At 68.2% G+C, this 19,331-nt stretch carries 18 protein-coding genes; 4 read left to right on the forward strand and 14 right to left on the reverse strand.

The genetic code is table 11. The features are described from left to right. Positions 1-42: 42 nt before the first annotated feature. The 3 genes from QMA07_RS09715 to QMA07_RS09725 all read right to left on the reverse strand — a co-directional run bounded on the left by QMA07_RS09715 (position 43) and on the right by QMA07_RS09725 (position 3,276). Entirely contained in the window at positions 43-1,398 is a 1,356-nt protein-coding gene (locus tag QMA07_RS09715) for a sugar ABC transporter substrate-binding protein (protein WP_290161375.1), read from the reverse strand. A gap of 68 nt (positions 1,399-1,466) precedes the next feature. Then, the gene (locus QMA07_RS09720) at positions 1,467-2,357 is read right to left on the reverse strand and encodes a carbohydrate ABC transporter permease (RefSeq protein ID WP_290161376.1); all 891 of its coding nucleotides are present in this window, start codon (positions 2,355-2,357) and stop codon (positions 1,467-1,469) included. Position 2,358: 1 nt separating this feature from the next. Continuing rightward, positions 2,359-3,276 (reverse strand): sugar ABC transporter permease, encoded by a 918-nt coding sequence (locus QMA07_RS09725; RefSeq protein WP_290161377.1) that lies wholly within the window; start codon positions 3,274-3,276, stop codon positions 2,359-2,361. A 109-nt stretch (positions 3,277-3,385) separates the two neighbouring features. On the opposite strand from QMA07_RS09725, the gene QMA07_RS09730 reads away from it, so the two are divergent. After that, on the forward strand, positions 3,386-4,423 hold the full coding sequence (locus tag QMA07_RS09730) for a LacI family DNA-binding transcriptional regulator (protein WP_356762636.1): 1,038 nt from the start codon (positions 3,386-3,388) through the stop codon (positions 4,421-4,423). A gap of 24 nt (positions 4,424-4,447) precedes the next feature. On the opposite strand, the gene QMA07_RS09735 is transcribed toward QMA07_RS09730, so the two are convergent. The 6 genes from QMA07_RS09735 to QMA07_RS09760 all read right to left on the reverse strand — a co-directional run bounded on the left by QMA07_RS09735 (position 4,448) and on the right by QMA07_RS09760 (position 13,453). After that, on the reverse strand, positions 4,448-6,070 hold the full coding sequence (locus QMA07_RS09735; RefSeq protein ID WP_290161378.1) for an MFS transporter: 1,623 nt from the start codon (positions 6,068-6,070) through the stop codon (positions 4,448-4,450). Further along, a complete protein-coding gene (locus QMA07_RS09740) occupies positions 6,067-6,801 on the reverse strand; it encodes an ion channel (protein WP_290161379.1) in 735 nt (244 codons plus the stop codon). Before QMA07_RS09740 ends, QMA07_RS09735 begins: the two co-directional genes overlap by 4 nt. Before the next feature lie 9 nt (positions 6,802-6,810). Next, complete coding sequence (locus QMA07_RS09745; RefSeq protein WP_290161380.1) at positions 6,811-8,235, reverse strand: DUF2252 domain-containing protein; 1,425 nt, start codon at positions 8,233-8,235, stop codon at positions 6,811-6,813. Beyond that, positions 8,232-9,680, reverse strand: coding sequence for a hypothetical protein (locus QMA07_RS09750; protein WP_290161381.1), 1,449 nt, complete (start codon positions 9,678-9,680; stop codon positions 8,232-8,234). Before QMA07_RS09750 ends, QMA07_RS09745 begins: the two co-directional genes overlap by 4 nt. Before the next feature lie 14 nt (positions 9,681-9,694). Beyond that, positions 9,695-10,732 carry an AI-2E family transporter gene (locus tag QMA07_RS09755; protein WP_290161382.1) on the reverse strand — a complete coding sequence of 346 codons (1,038 nt, stop codon included), beginning with the start codon at positions 10,730-10,732 and terminating at the stop codon, positions 9,695-9,697. A 150-nt stretch (positions 10,733-10,882) separates the two neighbouring features. Further along, positions 10,883-13,453: a LuxR C-terminal-related transcriptional regulator gene (locus QMA07_RS09760; RefSeq protein WP_290161383.1), complete on the reverse strand. Its 2,571-nt coding sequence runs from the start codon at positions 13,451-13,453 to the stop codon at positions 10,883-10,885. Positions 13,454-13,612: 159 nt separating this feature from the next. Here QMA07_RS09760 and QMA07_RS09765 point away from each other — a divergent pair, with 159 nt between their 5' ends. Genes QMA07_RS09765 through QMA07_RS09775 form a run of 3 tightly spaced genes read left to right on the forward strand, consistent with a single transcriptional unit; the run spans position 13,613 to position 15,402 of the window. Further along, a complete protein-coding gene (locus QMA07_RS09765; RefSeq protein WP_290161384.1) occupies positions 13,613-13,870 on the forward strand; it encodes a hypothetical protein in 258 nt (85 codons plus the stop codon). A 44-nt stretch (positions 13,871-13,914) separates the two neighbouring features. Beyond that, positions 13,915-14,292: an SHOCT domain-containing protein gene (locus QMA07_RS09770; protein WP_290161385.1), complete on the forward strand. Its 378-nt coding sequence runs from the start codon at positions 13,915-13,917 to the stop codon at positions 14,290-14,292. A gap of 24 nt (positions 14,293-14,316) precedes the next feature. Further along, a complete protein-coding gene (locus QMA07_RS09775; RefSeq protein WP_285363107.1) occupies positions 14,317-15,402 on the forward strand; it encodes an ATP-binding protein in 1,086 nt (361 codons plus the stop codon). 16 nt (positions 15,403-15,418) lie between these two features. Here QMA07_RS09775 and QMA07_RS09780 read toward each other — a convergent pair whose 3' ends face one another. The 5 genes from QMA07_RS09780 to ribD are packed head-to-tail and all read right to left on the reverse strand — an operon-like array spanning position 15,419 to position 19,227. Further along, positions 15,419-15,778, reverse strand: a complete 360-nt coding sequence (locus tag QMA07_RS09780; protein ID WP_056277880.1) for a hypothetical protein — start codon at positions 15,776-15,778, stop codon at positions 15,419-15,421. Between the two features lie 53 nt (positions 15,779-15,831). Beyond that, complete coding sequence (gene ribH, locus QMA07_RS09785) at positions 15,832-16,305, reverse strand: 6,7-dimethyl-8-ribityllumazine synthase (protein WP_290161386.1); 474 nt, start codon at positions 16,303-16,305, stop codon at positions 15,832-15,834. Continuing rightward, positions 16,302-17,570, reverse strand: coding sequence for a GTP cyclohydrolase II (ribA, locus tag QMA07_RS09790; RefSeq protein WP_290161387.1), 1,269 nt, complete (start codon positions 17,568-17,570; stop codon positions 16,302-16,304). The genes ribH and ribA overlap by 4 nt, the downstream gene beginning before the upstream one ends. Further along, positions 17,567-18,196 carry a riboflavin synthase gene (locus QMA07_RS09795; RefSeq protein ID WP_290161388.1) on the reverse strand — a complete coding sequence of 210 codons (630 nt, stop codon included), beginning with the start codon at positions 18,194-18,196 and terminating at the stop codon, positions 17,567-17,569. Before QMA07_RS09795 ends, ribA begins: the two co-directional genes overlap by 4 nt. Next, positions 18,196-19,227, reverse strand: coding sequence for a bifunctional diaminohydroxyphosphoribosylaminopyrimidine deaminase/5-amino-6-(5-phosphoribosylamino)uracil reductase RibD (gene ribD / locus QMA07_RS09800; RefSeq protein ID WP_290161389.1), 1,032 nt, complete (start codon positions 19,225-19,227; stop codon positions 18,196-18,198). The genes QMA07_RS09795 and ribD overlap by 1 nt, the downstream gene beginning before the upstream one ends. Positions 19,228-19,331 lie beyond the last annotated feature (104 nt).

A 19,331-nucleotide genomic window follows, 5' to 3' on the forward strand; every position in this document is an offset into this window, starting at 1 on the left:
GGCCGGACGGAGATCGGGTCCCCGTCCGGCCCGGACGTGCGATTACTTGTTGACGGCGAAGCCCTGGGAGTTGCCGTACTCGACCAGCGCGTCCTGCCAGGTCACGAGACCCTCGTTCAGATCGGTGCCGTTCTGGTACGACTGGCCCACGGTGTCGCCGAAGATGCTGTTGCCGTAGACCTGGTAGGGCAGGTAGCTCCAGCCTTCGACGACCTCGTCGGCCGCCGCGGCGAGGACCTCGTTGATCTTCTGGCCGCCGAAGTACTCGGGGGCGTCGGCGAGGAACTCCTCGCTCGAGAGCTCAGCGGTGGTCGACGGGAAGCCGCCCGACTCGAGGAAGGTCGAGATGCTGTCCTCCGAGTTGTTCAGCCACCACAGGAAGCCGGCAGCCAGCTCCGGGTTCTTGCTCTGCGTCGTGACGGCCTGGCCGCCTCCGCCGTTCTCCGCCGTCGCCGGGGTTCCGTCGTAGGTCGGCATCGGCGCGACGCGCCAGTCGCCGGCTCCGTCGGGAGCCCCGGTGATGAGGTTGCCGGGCATCCAGGCGCCGATCACGAGGGTCGCGAGGCTGCCGTCGCCGAGGGCGCGGAACCACTCGTCGCTCCAGCTGCCGTAGGGGGCGAGCAGGTCCTCCTCGACGAGGCGGTTCCAGTTCTCGGTCCACTTCTTCGAGCCCTCGTCCTGCAGGTCGATCGTGACATCCGTGCCGGACGTCTCGAACGGCTTGCCGCCGGCCTGCCAGATCATCGAGGTCGCGAATCCGGCGTCGCCGGTGTCGTTCGTGATGTACGCGTCAGGGTTCGCGGCGTGGATCGCCTTGGCCGCCTCGTAGTACTCGTCCCACGTGGTGGGCACCGCGACGCCTGCGGCGTCGAACACGGCCTTGTTGTAGAACAGCGCCATGGGGCCGGAGTCCTGCGGCAGTCCGTAGATCGCGTCGCCGTCGGTGACGGAGTTCCACGTCGAGGCCGTGTAGTCGTCCTCGAAGTCGGCGAAGCCGTACTGCGAGAGGTCGACGAACGCGTCGGTGAGTGCGAACTGGGGGAAGGCGTAGTACTCGATCTGCACGACGTCGGGGGCGCCGGAGCCTGCCTTGATCGCGTTCTGCAGCTTGGTGTACTCCTCGTTGTTGGTGCCCGCGTTGACTACGTTCACCTTCACGTTCGGGTACTCCTTCTCGAAGGCCTCGACCTGGGCCTCGGCAGAGGGCGTCCACGACCAGTACGTGATCTCGCCGCCCTTCTCGAGAGCGGCCTCGACGGAGTCGAACGAGCCGTCGCCGGCAGCGCCGCCCGAGCCGGTGTCGCCGGTGCTGCAGCCGGCCAGCGCCAGCGCTGCCACGGTTCCGGCCGCGAGCACCGCGAGGGTGCGCCGTGCGGCGGGTGAGGGAAGGTGCTTCATTGCTGTGTCCTTTCGGGGGTGCGGTCCTTCATCGGACCGACGTGTGCGGTGCGGAGGGATGCCGTGAGCTACTGCTTGACGCTTCCGGCGGTGAGACCCGACTGCCAGAACCTCTGCAGCAGCAGGAAGGCGATGACGATCGGGATGATGGTGAGGAGCGAGCCCATGATCACGAGGTTGTAGATCGGCTGAGACCCTGCACCGATCGCCTGGTTGCTCCACTGGTTGAGCCCGACGGTGAGCGGGTACCAGTCGGGGTCGGACAGCATGATCAGCGGCAGGAAGTAGTTGTTCCAGGTCGCGACCACCGTGAAGAGCGTGACCGTCACGATTCCGGGTGCGAGCAGTCGCATCGAGATCGTGAAGAAGGTGCGGAACTCGCCGGCGCCGTCGATGCGCGCCGCCTCGAGCAGCTCGGTCGGTACCGAATCCGAAGCGAAGACCCAGATCAGGTACAGGCCGAACGGGCTGATGAGCGAGGGGATGATGACGGCCCACGGGGTGTTGGTGAGCCCCAGCTCGCTGAAGAGCAGGAAAGTCGGCACGGCGAGCGCGGTGCCGGGAACGGCGACCGCCCCGAGCACGACGGCGAACACCGCTCGGCGACCGGGGAACCGGTACTTCGCGAGTCCGTAGCCCGCCATGGTCGCCAGCAGGGTCGCGCCGCCGGCTCCGACGACCACATACAGCAGCGTGTTGCCGAGCCAGCGCAGGAAGATGCCGTCCTGGTACGAGAAGGTCGCGACGAGGTTGTCGAAGAACGCGAAGTCGTCGGAGAACCACAGCCCGAACGAGCTGAACAGACCCGCCTGGGTCTTGGTCGAGCTGAACAGCAGCCAGACGAGCGGCACGAGTGTGTACAGCGCGTACATCACCATGACGATGAGCAGGATCTTCGACTTGCGCGGATTGAGCAGATCGTGGCGCTTCTGCGAGGGACGGGCGAGGGGGAGTGCCATGTCAGCGCACCTCCGACTTCGAGCCGCGCAGTTGCACGACGTAGGCGATCACTGCGGTGATGACGCCCATGATGATGGCGATCGTCGCGGCGTAGTTGAACTGCTGCCCGGCGAACGAGAGGTTGTACGCGTACATGTTCGGTGTGAAGTACGTCGTGATCACGTTCGGTGCCAGGGGTCGCAGGATGTTGGGTTCGTTGAAGAGCTGGAAGCTGCCGATGATCGAGAAGATCGTCGCGATCACGAGTGCGCCGCGCACCGACGGGATCTTGATCGAGAAGATCGTGCGCCACGCGCCTGCTCCGTCGAGCGACGCCGCCTCGTACATGTCTGTGGGGATCGTCTTGAGCGAGGAGTAGAAGATCAGCATGTTGTAGCCGACGAACTGCCACGTCACGATGTTGCCGATCGAGACCAGGATCCACTCCCGTGCGAACGGGGTGATCAGGTCGCTGCCGAGCAGGTCGTTGAAGTTGGACGTCAGACCGAACTGATCGCCGTAGATGTAGCCCCACATGAGCACCGCGACGACGGCGGGCACGGCGTAGGGGAGGAAGATGAGGATGCGGAAGAACGATGCTCCGCGCAGTCGTGCGCTGTCGAGTGCCAGGGCCGCAGCGAGGGCCAGGATCAGCATGATCGGCACCTGCACGACGAGGAACAGCACGACGCGGCCGAACGCCTCCCAGAACTGGGGGTCGGTGAGGGCGCGCACGTAGTTGTCGAGCCCGACGAACGCGGTGCCGCCGATCAGCTTCTCCTGGAAGAAGCTGAGGTACAGCGCGTAGGCGAGCGGTGTGAGGAACACGAGGGCGAACACGACCATGAACGGGCCGACGAAGGCCCATCCCTTCCAGTCGCGCTTTTCACGCCGGCGGATGCCGTGGTCCGCCAGGGCTGCGGAATCTTGAGTCGTCATTGACGAGAACCTTCTTAGAGATCGGGCGCTCACTGCGCCGTGTGTCAACGTCAACATATTCGATGCGCTGCTAGTGTGTCAACGTCAACACATGAATGGATGAGTGCTCGTGACCTCGGAACAGTCGGCAGAGCCGCCGCAGCGGCGGCGAGACCCCTCCATGGAGGACGTGGCGCGCGAGGCCGGAGTCTCCGGGCAGACCGTCTCACGGGTTGTGAATGCGCGAGGCTACGTCGGCGCCGCCACCAGGTCTCGCGTCGAAGACGCCATGCAGCGGCTGGGCTATCGGCCGAACAGCGCCGCCCGCGCACTGCGGTCGGGCCGGTTCCGCGCGATCGGCGTGATCATGTTCTCCTTCAGCTCCTACGGCAATCAACGCACACTCGACGCGATCGCGGTGCGGGCCTCGCAGATGGGGTACGCACTGACGCTGATCCCCGTGGAGTCCAGCGCTCGCGACACCGTGGCAGGCGCCTTCCGTCGTCTCGAGGAGCACGCGGTCGACGGCATCATCATCGTGATCGAGGCGCACCAGCTCGATGAGGCCGAGGTCGAGATCCCCGACGGGCTGCCCGTCGTGCTGGTCGATTCGAACAGGGGATCGACTCACCCCTTCGTCGACACCGACCAGGCAGAGGGCGCGCGGCTCGCGACCGAGCATCTGCTCGACCTCGGTCACGAGACCGTCTGGCACGTGGCGGGTCCGGCGAAGTCGTACTCCGCCGAGCGCCGTCGCGAGTCCTGGCAGCGGACGCTCGAAGCCCGCGGGGTCGTCGCGCCCGAGCCGCTGCAGGGAGACTGGACGGCCGAATCCGGCTACCAGGCCGGTCTCCGGTTGCGCGACGACGACCGGGTCACCGCGGTCTTCGCCGCGAACGACCAGATGGCGATCGGCGTCGTGCGTGCGTTCCGCGAGGCCGGACGCGACATTCCGGCCGACGTCAGTGTGGTCGGTTTCGACGGCCTGCCGGACGCCGCGCAGCTGTGGCCGCCCTTGACCACCGTGCAGCAGCATCCCGAGAGGGTCGGCGCACTCGCCGTGGACGCGCTGCTCGTCGAGCTCGACGGCGGAGAGCGCGCGCAGACGCCGCTGGTCGGCACCGAGCTCATCGTGCGCGAGAGCACCGCTCCGCCTCGGCGCATCTGACCCCGCGGCGCGGCTGAGCCGCGATCAGGGCTTCTCGGCCGCGTCGGCGCTCTCTCTTCGCCGGATCGACACGTGCGCAGGGATGCCGCGCGAGAACAGGATCGACAGCAGGCTGATCAGGATCAGCCCCACGAAGGACACGCGAAGCGACGAGAGCTGCGATTCGCGATAGATGTCGGCGAGTGCGCTCGAGTCCTCGTCGCTGAGACCGGCCGCCTCGCCGATCCCGACGACGTCCGCCGCGGGGACCACCGTGACCCCGCGGTCTGTCGCGGCGCTCACCGTCTCGCGCACGTCGCTCGGAAGATCGCTCGCGGCGACGCCCGACGCGAACGAGGTCGAGAGAGCTCCGATCAGCAACGATCCGATCAGCGCCGTTCCGAGCGATGAGCCGAGATTCTGGAAGACTCCCTGCAGTCCGCCTGCCTCGCTCGTGTCCTTCTCGCTCACGCTCGACATGTTGACGTTGCCGAGCTGTGAGGCCAGAAGCCCCAGGGCGCTGCCGGCGAGGAACATGCCGATCGAGAAGAGGCCGCCGCGGAGGTCCTCGGTCACCGATGCGAGCAGCAGCACGGCACTGAGCACCAGGGTCGACTGCCCGACGCGCACGATCAGACGCGGAGACCACCTGCGCGACAGCGCGGTGCCGACGATCGAGAAGAGGATCAACGCGACCGAGAGCGGGAAGATCCTGAGGCCTGTCTCGAGCGCATCGAATCCGAGCGTCATCTGCAGGTAGACCGGGACCATGAAGAACAGCCCCGCCGTCACGGCATACTGGGCGCCGAGCACCGAGAGGCCGCTGCGCAGAGTCGTGATCGAAAGGAGATCCGGCTGCATCAGCGGAGAGCGGCCGCCGCGGATCAGTCGTCTCTGCCAGCTGATGAAGAGCGCGATCAGAGCGGCCCCGAGGGCGATGCACCAGGTCGTGAGGGAGACGCCGAGAGGCGCGACCGGCACGCCCGCGATCTCCGGTGTGTGGAGGGGGACCACCCATCCCCATGTCTTGCTCTGCAGCATGCCGAAGACGATCAGAACGAGGCCGGACGCAGAGAGCAGCACGCTGCCGATATCGATGCGTATGCGCTGTCGCGGGGTGGAATCGGTGATGATGCGAGCACACGCGACGACGCCCAGCATGATCACGACCTCGGCGACGAAGACGAACCGCCAGCTGGAGTAGGTGGTCACCGCGCCGCCGATCAGGGGCCCCGCCGCGACCGCCGCACCCGACACCGCGCCGATGACGGCGAACGCTGTGACGCGCTCGGCGCCGCGGTAGTTGTCGGCGACGAGGGCGGCGATCGCGGGGATCACGAGCACCGCGCCGAGCCCCTCGATGATCGACCAGCCGAGGAAGAGGAACCCCACAGAAGGACTCAGTGCGGTGACGAGTGACCCTGCGGCGTAGACGCACGATCCGATCACGAACGCACGGCGTCGTCCCCACACGTCGCCGAGCTTGGCCCCGAGGAGCATGAACGCCGCCATGGTCAGGGTGTAGAACGTGATCGCAGCCTGCATCGCCGTCACGGATGTGTCGAGATCCTTCACGACCGTCGAGATCGACACGTTCATGACCGTGCCGTCGAGCACCATCACGAACTGCGCGGCCCCGAGGACGATGACGACGTTCCACTTCTTCATGACGACTCCGCGGATGCGGATGCGGATGCTGCCTCGTGCGCGGGACGGCGGCTGCCGCGCATGATCCGCGCCACGGCCGTGATCAGGAACAGCTGTCCGGTGATCGCTTCGGCGACGGCGATCCCCTGCACCACCGAGCTCACCGGCACGATGTTGCCGTAGCCGGTGGTCGTGAGGGTGGTGAATGAGAAGAACAGCTGGCTCGAGAGCGAATCGACGACGTGCGGGCCGAAGGTCGGAACGACGGTCAGAAGCGCGACGAGGTTGTAGACGAGAGCGAAGAACATGCCCACCAGGGCGTACGCCGAGATCGCGGCGAGCAGGGCCTCGGCGTTCAGACCCCGACGCCGCACCTGGTGTCGGATGATCGCGACCGGCGCGATGAGGAAGGCGAGGGTCGACGCCGCCGACAGTGCGACATCGAGTGAGTGGCCCCCCAGATCGAGAACCGCGACGAGGGTCGCAGCGATGCCCCCGACCGCGAGCACGATCCAGGCGATGTGCTGCACCCGCCGATGCGCATCGGTCACCCGAAGCACGACGGCGACGGTGAACAGCTGCGCCACGAACGCCGACGGGCTCGGGTCTGCCGTGTCCTGCGCCGCGCACAGCACATAAGTGAGCACGAGGAGTGCGAGCACGAGCCAATACCCCGAGGGCCAGCCGACCCCGGGTCTCGCGACGTGGGAGCCGAGGGTCGAGGACTCACGCATCGTTCTTCCGGCGCTCATCGAGATGCCTCACACGGGTCCGTGGTCGTGCGGCAGGCGCCCCGACGCCAGAGCTGCCTTCAGAGCACGGAAGTCGCTGTCGTTCTGGTGCGCGTACGCCGCGGCGAAGTCCGCGATCGCCTCCTCGAACGTGTCGCTGCGCCCCAGATACCCCGCGATCTGCACCCGATCTCCGGATCGGGAATGGGCTCGCGCCAGCGTCTCTCCGCAGATCCGCGCATACAGAGTCGCACCCCGCACGGTCATCGCATCCGGGTCGATGCCCCCTTTGCCGTCCTGCAGCTGGCGGATGTAGAAGTCACGATGCTGCCCGTCGAGGCCGAGCACGGATTGCCAGCCGAGGAAGATGTCGCTGGATGCCTGCATCAGCCGCTGGCCCCGCACCACGCGCTCGGCGTGGTCGTCGTACTCGCTCGGCCCGAGGAAGCGCTCGAGGACGGATGCCTGGGCCTCTTTCGCCTGGAGGAGCAGAGGGTCGTCGTCGTCGCGCCCGCTGAAGAGGATCACCCAGGCACGCGTCCCCACGCTCCCGACTCCGACCACCTTTCGAGCCATATGACGGTACCGGTACTCGGCGATCGGATGCCTTTCGCCGACGAGCGTCGTTCGATACGCGCCCAGCACCTGATGCATGACATCCGCGTCGTCTGCCGCACGCCCCGCTTCGCGGATGAGGTCCTCGATGGGAACGATCAGCGGCGGCGCCGCGACGATGCGCAGGTGGCCGTCGACGACGCGCACCAGCTTCTTGAAGGCTTTGCGATGGTCCCGCTTTCGCGCCTTCGCTATCGTCGCGTCCAGGCGGCGCACCTCCTCATCGCCCACTCGCCGGTCGAGCTGCGCCTGGCGGATCGACAGCCTCGCACGCTCCGCGTCGAGCCGGTCGTACCAGGCGTCGAGCACCGTCGACTTCGCCGCCGCCCTCATCGCCGACCGATAGCCGTGCGCCGCGGCCACGATGCAGGCGCGCTCCTCCTCGGCGCTGAAGCCGCGCTGTCTGCCGGCGACCGCGAAGCTCGCCGCGAGTCGCTTCACATCCCATTCGAACGGTCCGGGAAGCGTCTCATCGAAGTCGTTGATGTCGAAGATCAGGTGGCGCTCGGGGGTGCTGAACAGTCCGAAGTTCGACAGGTGAGCGTCTCCGCAGAGCTGCGCCGTGATCCCGGTGTGCGCGGATGAGGCGAGGTCCGAGGCCATGAGCAGTGCCGCCCCCCGGTAGAACGCGAGCGGCGACACGGCCATGCGCGCGTACCGCACGGGTGTGAGCTCCTGGACCCGTGATCGTCCCTGCTCCTCGAGCAGATCGATGGGGTCCGGCCGATCCGGGGCCGGTGACCATGATCCGAGCTGCGCCCGAGGCATCCGCGATCGAGCGGCGCGTCCTTGCTCGTGTCGCTCTGCGAACGGCTTCGCGACCTCCGCCGGCGGGGTCATGAGCTGGCCCGGCCGAGAGGGTCGGCGGAGGCGACATCCGCCTCATCCCGCGCGACGCCCTCGCGCACCTCACCCTCAGACGCCACGCCGTCGATGGCATCGCCATCGGCATCGGCGGACGGCGGACGTTCCACCACCTCCAGGACGAGGACGACGAGCAGCGACAGCACCAGAGTCCACAGCACGAGCGCGGGACTGAGCGGACGTATGAGCAGCACGACCGCAGCAGCTGCCACGATGACCATGCCCCTCAGGAGGGAGCGTCGCGAGTGCAGCCACGTGCCGACCCGACCGCTGCTCAGGCCGCGGCGTTCCAGGGCTCCGCGAACGGAGGACGCACCACCGTGTACGACAGCGCGAAGTCGTCGTGGAACATCGAAGGGGCCGGCGAACCACCCGACCACGGCGGTGACGAGCGCGAGCACGAGCACGGCCACGGCCGTGTCGCGCATGGCACCGCCGACCAGTTCGTAGATGGCGCCCCCTGCTTCTGCGGGGATGCCGTTGCTGCGCAGAGCGGCGTCGAAGAACACCCTGCCGATTGCGAGGCCGGCGAGTACGATCAGCATCACGAGACCGAGGGAGAGCGCCGCGGTGATCAGCGCGACCGAGCGTCGTCGCGCGGCGACCACCCCGGCGGCGAGGAAGAGGATCGCCACCCAGGGCAACCACAGACCGGCCGCCACCACCAGCTCGTACGCGAGCTGGACGGACGCGAGGGAGTCGACCTGCGCGACGGTGATCGTGCGATCGACCGTCGGGATCGACGCCGCGAATCCGACGCCCTGGTCGACGAGCACATCCTTCGCGGCGTCGATGATCGGCGCCAGCTGAATCCCGATCGTGCCGTCGGGGCCGAGGGCGATGGCCGCATCAGGATCGTTCTGCAATGCGGACACCACCTGCGAGTGGCTGATGCGAAGCGCGGATGCCCAGACGTTCGCGAACGCCTCGGACTCGACGAAGCGCTCGACCACGGTGCCCACGAGCGACTGGAGCCCCTGTGCGGCGGGGCCCTTGAGCAGTTCCAGCGCACGAGTCGCCGCGGGGCCGGTGCCGAGTTCGATGACTCCGTCGATCACGTCCGTGGTGAGGGCCGGTATGTCCACCTGCCCCTCGATCGCCTCGACCACCTGGTCGGTGACCGCGGACTGCACGGCAGGATCGCTCGCGAGCACGCTGTAGCGTGCGACGAATCGGTCGGTGTCGGTGAGCTGCACGTTGCCCCACGCGGCGATGAGGGCGACGGGGGCGATGAGTGTTCCGAGCAAGACCAGGACGGTGGCCGCGAGGGCGCGCCCCCACCCGCGGGATCGGCGATGCGACACCGTCGGATCGGGCGTCGCCGCGGGGGCCATCGCCGCGGTGTCGCCGCGGAGCGCGCTGTTCTCGGCCTCGAGGGCGGCCAGGCGCCGCTGCAGCTCCTGGACTGTGGATCGTGCCATGGGGTTCTCCGTCCTCAGATCTTCGCGTTCTGACGCGGGATGTGGACCTGCTTGATGACGAGCAGGATCGCGGCGGTGATCGGGATCGATACCAGGGCGCCGAGCAGGCCGAGCAGGGCCCCGCCGATGAGCGCTCCGATGATGACGAGCGAGCCCGGAACCGCGATCGCCTTGTTCATGATGCGCGGCGTCAGCAGATATGCCTCGAACTGCATGTAGATCAGATACAGCACCGAGAAGATCAGCGCGAGCAGGGGATCGGTGAAGAGCGCGACGATCGAGGCGAAGATCCAATAGGTGACCGGACCGATGAGGGGTATCAGTGTGATCAGGAAGGCGGCCAGCCCCATGAAGGCAGGCGCCTGGAGCCCGAGGACCAGATGCAGCAGGGTGGCGAACACCGCATTGCAGGCGGCGAGCACCACCATTCCGATGAGGTATCCGCCCACGGAGTCGGTGATCTGCTCCGTGAGCGATCGCAGTCTTGCTCGGTCGCGTGCCGGCGCGAGCGAGTAGAACGCGGACTTGATCGACGTCAGGGAGGCGAGGAAGTACAGCGTGAGCACGACGACGATGATGACGCCGGAGACGGCGTTGCCGACGGTCAAGCCCACGGCGAGCACCCCACCTCCGACGGCGAGCAGGTTGCCCGGATCCGCGAAGAACGCCGACAGCTGTTCGAGGGCGGTTCCGAGGACGTCCCCGACCTGGGCCTCGAACGCTGTGTACGCCTCCGAGGTGCGGAAGTCCGCGATGGCCGCGGGTATGGATCGTGCGAACTCGCCGAGCTGCACCAGAGCGGGCGGGACGATGAATCCGATCACGACGGCGGAGAGGACGAGGAATCCGCCGGAGACGATCAGCAGTCCGCGCGTTCGTGACACCCGGTGTGCTTCCAGCCGGCGGATCACCGGGTCGAGGCCGAGCGCGACGAAGATGGCGATGGCGATGTAGATCAGGATCGTGGCGACAGAACTCGCGGCGACGCCGAGGACGAACGCGCCGAGCCCGCCGAGCACGAGTGCGAAGCCGAACAGCAGAGGGCGCGTCATGGTGATCTGGATGCTGCGCGGTCGCGACCCGCGAGTGGCGCGCCGGAGCTTTGGGGATGACCCCTCAGGCACGCTCGCATCGCTCACGGTGCCACTCTCGGGCGCAGGGCGCACGGCCGCGTCACCCTTTCAGGGCGATATACCGCGGCGTCAGAGCAACCCGAGGTCCTGAGCCCGCGCGACCGCGGAGTTGCGGTTGGGCACCGAGAGCTTTCGGTAGATGTGAGCCATGTGGGTCTTGATCGTGTTGGGTGACACGTAACAGCGGGCCGCGAGCTCGATGTTGGTCATCCTGGTGGGCAGGAACGCGAGGATCTCGAGTTCGCGATCCGTGAGCTGCTCGGCGAGCGCGGGCGACGATGCGCGGGCACGACGCAGCAGGCTCGCCCGTTCCCGCACGCTGGCGCGGAACGGCGTCGACGTGCCGGGGAGATCTGCGATCAGACGCATGACCTCGGGACCCGCCCGCACGAAGACGGCGACCAGGTCATGCTGTGACGCCAACTCCAGGGCCCTGTGCATGGCCTCCGCGCCTGCGGCGGTGCCGAGCTCGCGGGCGTCGAGCCACGCGCGGAGGACAAGCTGCTCGACACGCGCGCGGGGCATCGTCTCGGGCGGCTCGGGGGAGACCGCATCGAGGTGGGCGCGAGCGAGGTCGGGACGGTTGTGCGTCAGTGCGGCGGCTGTCGCCTCGAAGGCCAGAGCAGACCAGCGTCCTGCGGTGGGATGACGCAACGCGCCGTTCGACGCGTGGGCGAGGCGGAGTGCGCGAGCCTCCTCGGCCTCGAGCGCCACCGCGACGATCGGAGGCGGGGTCGACGGCAGGCGATCGGTCGGGTCCACGGGGCCGCCCTCGCTGAGAATCCTCTCGAGATGCGCGATCCACATGAGCTGAGTGCGGTGGTTCGCTGCGGCGCGGAGCGCGCCCTCGTGCAGGGGCGCAGCGGCGGACGACGGCGTGGCTCGCTCGATCGACGCGAGCGCCGCGGCCAGGAAGGCATCCGCTGGTGACGGATGCGCGAGCAGGCGGGTCTCGGCGGCGAGGTCCAGCGCCTCCTCCGAGAACGCGGCGGCGAGGCGCAGACGTCCGGCCCACGCCTCCAGCAGCGCGAGCGAGCCGAGGATATGGATCCGATACAGGCTGTACTGCGCCCCTGGCTCGACGAGAGCGTCATCGAATCTCCGTCGCGCAGCGGCGAGATCACCGGCGAGGAACAGCGCCCGGCCCGCCGAAGTCAGCGAGCTCGTGCGCAGCAGGTGCGGGTGCGTGAGGCCCAGCAGATCGGGCGGGTGCAGCTCCGGATGCCTTCGGATCACCGCCGCCGCTGATTCGGCAGCCTGCAGCGCGACGAGGGGATCAGGCCGGAACTGCACCCGCGCGGCCAGATAGGTGTGGATGATCGCCGATCGGCCCGGTGCGAGAGCCGGCCGATCGGCCTGTTCGCGCAGCACATCCTCGGCTCGGGCGGCGTCCCCGTTCATCATCAGCAGCATCCCGCGCAGGATCTCGACGTCAGGGCGGGTCGCGCGAAACTCTCCCGGCAGCGCATCCAGCCACCGGCTGACCGAGACGGTGTCGTTGCGTTCGAGCACGTCGCGGCCGCGTGCGGAGATGACGGTCGCGGCACGCTCCCATGATCCGGCTTCGAGGAGGTACTCGATCGCGGACGGCGCATCGCCGCGCGCGAGATGCCAGTCGGCCGCGGCCGTGCGGATCTCATTCGCCGCGCCGGGGTGCTCGGCCTTCAACCGGTAGCGCAGGAGCTCTCGGAACATCGGGTGGAAGCGGAACCACTCGCGATTCCGATCGAGGGCGACGAGGAACATCGACTCCCTCTCGAGCTCCTCGAACAGCGACGTCGCGTCGTCGACGGGGAGGACCGACTCGACGAGTTCTGCGGACATCCGATCGAGGGCCGACAGACGCAGGAGCAGCGATCGGCGCGCGGACGGCTGCTGGGCCAGCGCCTGTTCGCTCAGGTACTCGGAGATGAGGCGATCGGTGCCGCGAAGCTCGGACGCGAAGTGCTCCGGATCGGCTTCGCTGCGCAGACCGAGACCGGTCAGCACCACACCGGCGGCCCATCCCTCGGTGCGCTCCATGACCGCTGCGAGAGTGCGGGGACTGACCGGCGCACCGATGATCCGCTCGAGCAGCATCGCACTCGCGGCCTCATCGAGCGCGAGGTCGCTCTGTCGCAGCTCGATCAGCGAGTGGCTCAGCCTGTGGCGGCCCCAGCCGAGGCCGTAGTCGATACGTGAGGAGAAGATGAGGTGAGTGTGCTCGGGGACGTTGTCGGCGAGCCACCAGAGGTCGGGCAGCAGCGGCGATCCGGCGAGGTGGTGCAGGTCGTCGACCACGAGCACGACGGGGGGATGCTCACGGAAGACGCCGATGAGAGACTCGAGGACGGGACGCCCGAAGGCTCGCGCGTTGACTGCGTGCGGCCGTCCGAGATCCTTCGTGCCGCGGCCCGGCGGCAGCACCGCGCTGAGCAGATGGTCGAGGAGGTGGCGCGGATCGCTGTCCGCGGGCTCCAGCGCGATCCAGATGACACGCACGTCGGCGTGCGATGCAGCCCACTGCGACAGCAGCACCGTCTTGCCGGAACCGGCCGGGGCGACGACGACGCTCAGGGGCGCGTTCAGCGTCGCGTCGAGTCGGCTACGCAATCGTGGTCGCTCGACGGCGTGGGCCGGCGGGGGAGGTATGGCGGTCATCGGCGATTCCGCTGTCAGTATGGCAGGGCGCGGTCGCGTCATCCACAGCCACTTCAGATCATCCGCAGAGGATGAGGACGCCCGCGAGCAGCGCGTGCATCATGGGACCGGCGCGCTCGCGCGTCCATGTTGCTCGTGCACCCCAGGGAGGCTGCCGTCATGACCCGGGTCGTCGAAGTGCTCGTCCGCGGGCGGATGAGTGCACAGCTCGCAATGGCGCTGGACGGCTTCACGGTGCAGGCCCGTCCTGGCGGACTGACGAGCATCCTCGGACCGATCGACGATCAGCCGCGTCTGCTGGGGCTTCTGGGTGCCTTCGACGACCTCCACATCGAGGTCATCTCGGTGAATCCCGTCCCCGCACCCGATGCCGGGTCACCCGAGCAGGGTGACGCGGGCGCATCCACGCCTGACTAGCTTCGGATCTGGTACTCACCACCTCCGATCGAAAGGGATCGCGCATGTCCATCTGGGATCTCGTCGCCTGGTTCTTCTGGTCCTTCGTCTTCATCTCCTACCTCATGGTGGTCTTCACGATCATCGGGGACATCTTCCGAGACGGCTCTCTCAACGGGTGGCTCAAAGCGGTCTGGATCATCTTCCTCGTCTTCCTCCCGTTCCTCACCTCACTCGTGTATCTCATCGCCCGCGGGCAGGGCATGGCGCAGCGGCGAGGGGAGCAGATCGCCGGACTGCAGGCGGCTCAGGCCGCCTACATCCGGGAGACCGCAGGGTCTTCGCCTGCGGACGACATCGCGAAGGCTCGCGGACTCCTGGACTCGGGCGTGATCACCCAGGCCGAGTTCGAGACGCTCAAGGCGAAGGCGCTGGCGTCATAGCCGACGAAGGGCTGGAGGCAGGGCATGACCGAACTGACCATCGGCACGATGACGGACGATGCGGACGCAACCGTACAGCTGGATGCACGTCGCTTCAACAGGCACACGTTCTGGTGCGGGCAGAGCGGCAGTGGCAAGACCTATGCGCTCGGCGTCGTCCTCGAGCAGCTCCTGCTGCGCACCGAGCTGCCGATGCTCATCCTCGATCCGAACGCCGACTTCGTCAGGCTGGCGGAGACGAGAGCGGGCGCGTCGACCGAGCATGCGGCCGCCATCGCGCAGACCGACATCCGCGTGTTCCGGTCGGGCCACGGGGAGGGTGACAAGGTTCATGCGCGGTATGTCGATCTGTCTCCCGCCGCGAAGGCCGCCGTGCTGCAGATCGATCCGATCGCCGACGCCGAAGAGTACAACGCGCTGCTGCACTGGTCGGTGAGCACCACGGACTTCGACGCCGACGAGATGCTCAGGGGGTTCCGCGCGACGGGTGATCCCGCGCATATCAGGCTCGCGAATCGGATGGAGAACCTGCAGGTGCTCGAGTGGGATCTGTGGTCGCGAGGCGCGGGATCTGTCGTCGACGTGGTCGATGAGCGGCCGCGGGTGACCGTCTTGGATCTCGGAGGATTCGATCATCCCGCCGAACCGAAGGTCGCGGCCCTCGCGGTGCTCGAGTCCCTCTGGACGCAGCGAGAGAGCCGTCGCCCCCTTCTCATCGTGATCGACGAGGCGCACAACCTCTGCTCGCCCGAGCCGCGCACCGCCGTCGAGAGGGCTCTCACCGAGAGGCTCGTGCAGATCGCTGCGGAGGGACGCAAGTTCGGACTCTGGCTCCTCCTGTCGACGCAGCGCCCGACCAAGATCCACCCCAACGTGCTCTCGCAGTGCGACAACCTCGGCCTGATGCGCGTGAACGCCCCGCGGGACATCGCCGAGCTGGCCGACGTGTTCGGCTTCGTCGGGGAGGACGACATCCGCCGGGCCCAGGGATTCGCCCAGGGGCAGGCGCTGTTCGCGGGAGGGTTCATCGCCCAGCCGACGTTCGCACAGATGGGCGAACGGCTGACCGAGGAGGCCGGAGCCGACGTGCGGGTGCCGCTGCGCTCGTGACCGAGTGATCGGCGGCTCAGCGCCAGATGGTCGCGATGCCTGCGTTGAGCGCCGTCAGGATGCCGACGAGCCAGAACATCGCGACGGGCACGGAGCCGGACTTGCGCTGCTTCGAGGTGCCGATGCCGAGGAGCGCGCCGATCACCAGGAGCACGACGAGCTTCGTGCCGATCTTGGCGTAGTTCATCTCGACGCCCTCGGGGAGACCCCACGGTGCGGCGAGTGCGAGGCCCGCGATCGCGGCGATCGTCATGCCGATGCTCATCAGACGGGTGAACTCGCGCTTGCCGCCGAAGGCCTGCACCGCCCAGGCGCCGAAGAGCACGGCGAAGCCGATCAGGTGGACGAACAGAACGACGTGACGCAGAGTCTCCATGCCCTCACGCTATGAGCACGCGGGGTGCGCACGCCAGCAAGGGCAGGCTGACCTCAGCCGCGCAGCTCCCGCACGAGGAGAGCGGTGCGCAGTGCGGCATCCGCAGCCTCTGCGCCCTTGTCCTCCTTCGAGCCCTCCAGACCAGCACGGTCGAGACCCTGCTTCTCGTCGTCGAGGGTGAGCACGCCGAAGCCGACGGGCTTGCCCGCATCGAGCGAGACGCGGGTCAGTCCGTCGGTCGTCGCGGCCGAGACGTATTCGAAGTGAGGGGTGCCACCGCGGATGATCACGCCGAGGGCGATCACAGCATCCGCGCCGCCCGCGAAAGCGGCCTGCGCCGCCAGCGCGAGCTCGAATGAGCCAGGGACCCGCACGAGCCGGTAGGCGGCGTCCGCATCGTCGAGCACGCGCTGCGCACCGGCGATCAGTCCGTTCGTGATCACGTCGTGCCACGTGCCGGCGACGATGACCACCTTCAGTCCGCGTCCGTCGATCTTCTCGGTCTTGGGTGCTCCTGCGCCGCTCATGCGTCGTCCTTCCGTCCGTCGGCGAGAGCCTGTGCGAGCTCCGCCTCACCGATGATGTGACCCATCCGGTCACGCTTGGTCTCCAGATACTGGTGGTTGTTCGGGCCCACGCCGACGATCAACGGCACCTGCTCGACGACGTCGAGGCCGAGGCTGCGCAGCTGATTCACCTTGTCGGAGTTGTTCGTCAGCAGACGCACCTTCGAGACTCCGAGGTCGGCGAGGATGCCGGCTGCGGCCGCGTAGTCGCGCGCGTCTGCGGGAAGTCCGAGCGCGAGGTTCGCGTCGACCGTGTCGAGGCCCTCCTCCTGCAGGCTGTAGGCGCGGAGCTTGTTGATCAGCCCGATGCCCCGGCCCTCATGACCCCGCATGTAGATGACGACGCCGCCGTCCTGCTCGATCGCGTCGAGAGCGGCGTCGAGCTGCGGGCCGCACTCGCACTTGAGTGAGCCGAAGGCCTCGCCCGTCAGGCACTCCGAGTGCACGCGCACGAGAGCGGTCTCGCTCGGCTCACCCGCCACGACGGCGATGTGATCGGTGCCGGTCACTCTGTCCTTGTAGGCCAGGAAGCGGAACGTGCCGTGCGTGGTGGGCACCGTGGCATCCGCGCGCAGGCTCACGCGCCGGCTGGCGCGCTCGGGAGACCAGCCGGTGGGGTCGATCTCGTTGAGGTGAGCGATGAGCTGCTCGATCGTGATGACCGGCACCCCGTCGCGTGCGCCCAGCTCGATGAGCCCGGGAAGGCGCATCATGCTGCCGTCCTCGGCGACGACCTCGGCGATCGCGCCGACCGGGCGGAGACCTGCCAGCTTCATCAGATCGACCGCGGCCTCGGTGTGACCGCTGCGCTCGCGCACTCCTCCGTCGACCGCGCGGAGGGGAAGCACGTGCCCGGGGCGGATGATGCTCGTCGCCGTCGACTCGGGGTTCGCCAGGACGTTCAGCGTGTGGGCGCGGTCGTGCGCGCTGATGCCGGTGGTCACTCCCTCGGCGGCATCGACGCTCACCGTGTAGGCGGTCGCGCGTGCGTCCTCGGACGCCGCGACCATCGGCTGCAGGTTGAGGTTGTCGGCGAGGTCGGCGGGCATCGGCGCGCAGATGAAGCCGGATGACCAGCGAACCGTCCAGGCGACCCACTCGGGTGTGGCGAGCTCTGCCGAGAGGATGACATCGCCCTCGTTCTCGCGGTTCTCGTCGTCTGCGACGAGAACGGGACGCCCCGCGCGGAGCGCCTCGAGGGCTTCGGGGATGGTGGAAAGGCTCATCGCGAGCCTCCTTCCGGTGCTGCCCTGAACGCCAGCAGGCGTTCGACGTGGCGGGCGAGGATGTCGGTCTCGAGGTTCACACGGTCGCCGACCGCGCGTGAGCCCAGGGTGGTGGCGGCGAGGGTCTCGGGAATGAGTGAGATCTCGAACCAGTGGGCGTCGACGTCGACGGGGCTGACCGCGCTCACCGTGAGCGAAGTGCCGTCGACCGAGATGGAGCCCTTGTCGACCACGAGGGCGGCGAGGTCGTCGGGGAGCGAGATGCGCAGCACGCTCCACTGCTCGCCGGGGCGCACCTCGATGACGCTGCCGACTCCGTCGACATGACCCTGCACGATGTGGCCGCCGAGGCGCGCGCCGACCGGCATCGCCTTCTCGATGTTCACACGGGTGCCGACTGTCGCCCCGCCGAGCGCTGCGACGTCGAGGGTCTGCTTCATCACATCGGCGTCGAAGGTGTCCGCCGTCGAGTCGACGACCGTGAGGCAGACGCCCGAGACAGCGATGGATTCGCCGTGGATCGCGTCTGCGGCGGCCTTCGGCGCACGCACCGTGAGGCGCCATCCGTCTCCTGCAGCGGAGATCGCGGTGATCTCGCCGATCTCCTCGATGATTCCGGTGAACATCAGATTCCTTCTTCCGGGCTGTGCGCGGGGGCGGCGATCGCGAGCAGATCTGCGCCGAGCGGCAGCCACTCCTCGATCGTCAGACGGTGGGCGGCGTCGATCGATGAGACGCCGATGTCGGTGAGTGCGAGACGGTCGCCGCCGAGCAGGACGGGGGCGATGTAGGCGAGCACCCGGTCGACCAGGCCGGCGGCGACGAAGGCGCTCGCGAGCGTCGGGCCACCCTCGACGAAGACGCTCTGGATGCCGCGGGAGTGCAGGTCTGCGAGCACGGCGTGCAGATCGTGGGTGTCGTAGAAGAGCGGTGCCTGCGGATGCCGACGGATCGCCGCCTCCTCAGGGGTGGTACGAGAGCCGATCACGACCGGCACGGGCTGATCCTCGAACAGCGCATCGCCGTCTCGGGCGGTCAGCGAGGGGTCGTCGGTGAGCACCGTGCCGGTGCCGACGGCGATCGCGTCCGCGTCGGCGCGACGGCGATGCACGTCGGCACGGGCGGCAGATCCCGTGATCCACTGGCTCGAGCCGTCGGATGCCGCGGCACGGCCATCCAGCGACTGCGCCCACTTGACGGTCACGTGCGGTCGCCCCAGACGCTGCGCCGTGAGCCAGCCCTCGATGATGCGGTGCGCCACGTCAGCCTGCTCTCCCGCGTCGACGCTCACGCCGGCAGAGCGCAGTCGCTCGGCACCGCCGCCCGACACGGCACCGGGGTCGTCGAGTGCATAGACGACCCGGGAGACCCCCGCCTCGATGAGCGCGAGGGCGCAGGGACCCGTTCGTCCGGTGTGGTTGCAGGGTTCGAGCGTGACCACCGCGGTCGCACCGCGGGCGGCTCCCGGTGCGAGCTTCGAGAGGGCGTCTACCTCGGCGTGCGGAGTCCCGGCACCGTGGTGCCAGCCTTCGGCGATGATCTCGCCGTCGGGTGCGAGGATGACAGCGCCGACCTGCGGGTTCACACCGCGCGGACCGAGGGTCGCGAGCTCGAGAGCGCGGGACATCGCCCGGCGTTCCGTCTCGTTCACTGCCATCCGTGGTCCTCTCTGAGGCTCCGGGGATTCCCCTCTGGGGATGCAGGCAGAACGCGCGCGCGGCGGCGCACCGTGCTGCCTCCCTTCCGGACTAGCGAGGCTGC

This window comes from Microbacterium sp. APC 3901 (genome assembly GCF_030407765.1).
GTDB lineage: Bacteria > Actinomycetota > Actinomycetes > Actinomycetales > Microbacteriaceae > Microbacterium.

Excerpts from the sequence above, each read along its gene's own strand:
- QMA07_RS09795 (WP_290161388.1), bottom strand. The coding sequence starts at position 18,196 with ATGTTCACCGGAATCATCGAGGAGATCGGCGAGATCACCGCGATCTCC.
- QMA07_RS09740 (WP_290161379.1), bottom strand. The coding sequence starts at position 6,801 with ATGAGCGCCGGAAGAACGATGCGTGAGTCCTCGACCCTCGGCTCCCAC.
- QMA07_RS09770 (WP_290161385.1), top strand. The coding sequence starts at position 13,915 with ATGTCCATCTGGGATCTCGTCGCCTGGTTCTTCTGGTCCTTCGTCTTC.
- QMA07_RS09780 (WP_056277880.1), bottom strand. The coding sequence starts at position 15,778 with ATGGAGACTCTGCGTCACGTCGTTCTGTTCGTCCACCTGATCGGCTTC.
- ribH (WP_290161386.1), bottom strand. The coding sequence starts at position 16,305 with ATGAGCGGCGCAGGAGCACCCAAGACCGAGAAGATCGACGGACGCGGA.
- QMA07_RS09765 (WP_290161384.1), top strand. The coding sequence starts at position 13,613 with ATGACCCGGGTCGTCGAAGTGCTCGTCCGCGGGCGGATGAGTGCACAG.
- QMA07_RS09745 (WP_290161380.1), bottom strand. The coding sequence starts at position 8,235 with ATGACCCCGCCGGCGGAGGTCGCGAAGCCGTTCGCAGAGCGACACGAG.
- ribA (WP_290161387.1), bottom strand. The coding sequence starts at position 17,570 with ATGAGCCTTTCCACCATCCCCGAAGCCCTCGAGGCGCTCCGCGCGGGG.
- QMA07_RS09735 (WP_290161378.1), bottom strand. The coding sequence starts at position 6,070 with ATGAAGAAGTGGAACGTCGTCATCGTCCTCGGGGCCGCGCAGTTCGTG.
- QMA07_RS09750 (WP_290161381.1), bottom strand. The coding sequence starts at position 9,680 with ATGGCACGATCCACAGTCCAGGAGCTGCAGCGGCGCCTGGCCGCCCTC.
- QMA07_RS09775 (WP_285363107.1), top strand. The coding sequence starts at position 14,317 with ATGACCGAACTGACCATCGGCACGATGACGGACGATGCGGACGCAACC.
- QMA07_RS09715 (WP_290161375.1), bottom strand. The coding sequence starts at position 1,398 with ATGAAGCACCTTCCCTCACCCGCCGCACGGCGCACCCTCGCGGTGCTC.
- QMA07_RS09725 (WP_290161377.1), bottom strand. The coding sequence starts at position 3,276 with ATGACGACTCAAGATTCCGCAGCCCTGGCGGACCACGGCATCCGCCGG.
- QMA07_RS09720 (WP_290161376.1), bottom strand. The coding sequence starts at position 2,357 with ATGGCACTCCCCCTCGCCCGTCCCTCGCAGAAGCGCCACGATCTGCTC.
- ribD (WP_290161389.1), bottom strand. The coding sequence starts at position 19,227 with ATGGCAGTGAACGAGACGGAACGCCGGGCGATGTCCCGCGCTCTCGAG.
- QMA07_RS09755 (WP_290161382.1), bottom strand. The coding sequence starts at position 10,732 with ATGACGCGCCCTCTGCTGTTCGGCTTCGCACTCGTGCTCGGCGGGCTC.
- QMA07_RS09760 (WP_290161383.1), bottom strand. The coding sequence starts at position 13,453 with ATGACCGCCATACCTCCCCCGCCGGCCCACGCCGTCGAGCGACCACGA.